Below are 2724 nucleotides of genomic sequence, written 5' to 3'. Positions count from 1 at the left end.
TGAGTCTGTGAAATTACAATTATCCACAAACACATCACCGTCAGCAAATACACTACCTTTAAATTGACTACCAGTACTGCGAGTACCGTCAATAACAGAATTTGTAATGTTTAATGTTGAATTGGAACCTAAAATTCTTCCATTTATATTTTCAGCATTACATGTATTGTTAACAAACTGAGTATTGTTTACAATAGCTCTTTGTTCAGCAAAAGCAACTGAGTTGGTGTTATTGTAGAAATAACTGTCATAAACATCCAAAGTACCATCAACATATAATGCACCATATTGTACCGCTTTATTGTGTGTGAAATTAGAGTTGTATATCTCTGCATTACCTAATGCACGGATGGCACCACCAATACTGGAATGCATTTTATTGGTTTTAGTGAAATTGGAATTTTTAACAACAATATTTTTTTCTGTAAATACAGCACCACTAAATTGGTGACCTTGTTCTGCAACTTTCATATATACAGCTTCAATGGTTGAATTTTCTATTTCAACATTGCCTTTAGCATAAATAAATCCACCATCACCATTTCCATCAGTAGTGTCAGCAGATCCGTCAACTTTAGAATTATAGAAATTCACATTTCCTTCAGAATATATTGCACCACCCGCAACAGTAGCATAATTATAACCGAAATCAGTGTTATTGATGACTACATCACCTTTAGCATAAATTACACCACCATTTACGGTTACAGGGTGAACAATTAATCTACCATTATTATTTATTGGACGGGAATCTGAAATTGTTACAGTTCCTCCTGCATAAAAAACACCACCTTTTACTGCAGCATTATCTTCCATAACTACATTTTCAATTTCCAAATTACCTGGTGTATAAATAGCACCACCTAAACAAGTGTCACCTTGAACATTGGAAGAAGCAGAATTACGCTTAAATGTGGAATTTATAATAGTTGTAGTTGCAGTTCCACTTAATGACATCATATAGATAGCACCACCATCAGTTACTGAAGTAAAATCAGTAAAAGTTGAATTTTCAATCAAATTTATAGCACCCCATAAAGTTGTGATAGCCGCACCATTTATAACCATTTGATTGTAACCTTGATTCACACCAGTACCATCAAAAGTTGAATCTGAAATTCTTCCAATTCCATTAATTAAATAAATAGAACCACCCACATCAGCAAAATTACTTTTAAATGTACAGTTTTCTATAAAATCAACATAAGAAGCAAAAATAGCACCACCGTCTGTATTGTCTTGTTGACGATTAATAGCTCTATTATTAGAAAAGTTAGTATTCTTTGCAGTAAGAGTTCCTGTTGTATAAATTACACCAGCAGTTTGGACAACATTATTTGTAAAATTAGAATTCTGAATATTTACATTACCTAAAGAGTATATAGCACTACCAACAAATTCAGTCCCCCCAAATTGCCATTCTCTACCTGCCTGATTACTGTCAAAAGTACAATCAACAATATTTAAACTAGTTTCACTACCAGCGGTAATTGCACGATACCATTCTTGACCGTCATCACTTATTCCAGCAGCATGCGTAATCGTTAAATTCTTCAAAGTTACGGTAACACCACTAGATATATTAAATAGACTAGATAAACTAGCACCATCAATTACAGCGCCGTTACCATTAATTACTAAGTTTCTAGTAATATTTATTCCTGTTCTTGGATCTCCGTTTTGATAATTATAATTATATTCTAAACTTATTTCATTATCTAAATTACCATTTATTGTATTATTTAAATCCGTATAGGATTTTGTTTCAGTAGGAGCTTGAAGAATATCCATATCTTCAGAAGCGCCTAAAACCGTTATATCATCAGCATTATCATTAGCAGACACAAATTGTATTGATAATAATGTGATAATACATAAAACGAGAATCATATATCTCTTTTTTATCATTAAATCACTCCATTAAATAAAAATTTCAACATCAATTGCTTATTGTAAAGAGATTGTTACGAAACCTCCCTGCTAACAACAATACCATGAATCAATCTTACCTCTCTATCGAAACCAACGCCATTAACGCCAGCACCAATATTAAAATCTTTCACCGTCCTTTTACCTATATAATTTCGATTAATATTATGTGGATTAAAACATCCAAATAATAGTAATAACGAATGTACTAAATGCATTATATTATTTATTTTCAATTTAATCCCCATTAATAATTTTTAACGAGAGTCAAACCAAATTAAACTTAATACATTTAAATCAAAGTAATAATATTAATTTATTACATTTAGCATTAATCTAAACTACAAATCCTTACAAGTAATATGTCCAATTATTATTGCATTTAAGAAACGAAATCATAACCAGTTTTCACTAACTATGCACATCAAATAAACACTAAACCAGATTATACCAATCATAAATTCTTGTTAATACAAATTAACCTAAATTTTGATTTTTTTACTAAATTTAATAGAAGATTTGCTCATTTAATGACCATAAATCAATATATTCTTACTTGTATTCATTTAAAATTGAATCTCAGCCCTTTTCAAACAGACAGTAATCATTTTTAAAAACAATCCCTATCCTAAACTGAAATACCAATTTAAGGTTTAATCAAATCAAACCTCAGTCAAAATTAACATACATTCATTAAAAAAGAAAAATAATGCCTTTAAAAAAGATATTTTTCCCCCATAAAAATTGCTAAAATTGACTGTAAGTTTACTTTTATCAATCTAGATATAAATAAAT

The 2724-nt window shown here is 30.1% G+C and carries 1 protein-coding gene; it reads right to left on the bottom strand.

The features are described from left to right. Positions 1–1908: hypothetical protein (locus ACKI3Q_RS09760; RefSeq protein ID WP_407416401.1), on the bottom strand; the 1908-nt coding region annotated here is incomplete at its 3' end. Between the last annotated feature and the right edge of the window lie 816 nt (positions 1909–2724).

The organism is Methanobrevibacter sp., from assembly GCF_045636185.1.
Classification (GTDB): domain Archaea; phylum Methanobacteriota; class Methanobacteria; order Methanobacteriales; family Methanobacteriaceae; genus Methanocatella.
The sequence above is the reverse complement of the archived record's forward strand: the minus strand, read 5'-3'. Positions and strand labels throughout refer to the sequence as shown.